Here is a 774-nt window from a genome sequence, read left to right as displayed (position 1 = left end):
ACTCCAGGTTGAGGAAGTAATTGGCATTGACGCAAGTGAGTCAGTTTTAATATCAGCAAAAACTGGACTTGGAATAAAAGATGTACTGGAAGCAATAGTAGCAAAACTTCCAGCTCCTCAAGGTGATGTAAATGCTCCACTGCAAGCAATTTTGGTTGATAGTTGGTATGACACTTACTTAGGAGTAGTAATTTTAGTGCGAGTTAAAAATGGAGTGCTAAAAAAAGGCATGAGAATTGTTATGATGTCTAATAATGCTACATATCAGATAGATAATATCGGTATTTTCACCCCTAAAAAAGTGATGACGGGTGAACTTTCAGCGGGTGAAGTTGGTTTTATAACTGCTTCAATGAAGGAAGTAGCAGACTGCAAGGTAGGAGACACTATCACTGAGGAAAAGAGACCTTGTAGTGAAGCACTTCCTGGATTTAAAGAAGTGCATCCTGTGGTATTTTGTAGCATTTTCCCTCACAAAACGGATGATTTTAAATATCTAAGGGAAGCTCTAGAGAAGTTACATTTAAATGATGCAAGTTTTACCTTCGAAGCTGAAACTTCAAATGCACTAGGCTATGGATTTCGTTGTGGTTTTTTGGGAATGTTGCATCTTGAAGTTATTCAAGAAAGACTCGAGAGAGAGTTTGATTTAGATCTAACAGCAACTGCACCGAGTGTTATATATAGGGTTACAACACGAAGTGGTGAAGTTTTGAATATTCATAACCCAAGTGATATGCCAGATCCAACGAAAATTGAAATTGTGGAAGAACC

1 protein-coding gene is annotated in these 774 nt (G+C 37.7%); it reads left to right on the top strand.

Features of this window, described 5'->3' with window-relative positions:
- A partial coding sequence (locus WG67_RS08295) for an EF-Tu/IF-2/RF-3 family GTPase (protein ID WP_458695003.1) occupies positions 1-774 on the top strand: 774 nt, incomplete at both ends.

The organism is Wolbachia endosymbiont of Drosophila incompta (genome assembly GCF_001758565.1).
GTDB lineage: Bacteria > Pseudomonadota > Alphaproteobacteria > Rickettsiales > Anaplasmataceae > Wolbachia > Wolbachia pipientis.
The sequence above is the reverse complement of the archived record's forward strand: the minus strand, read 5'-3'. Positions and strand labels throughout refer to the sequence as shown.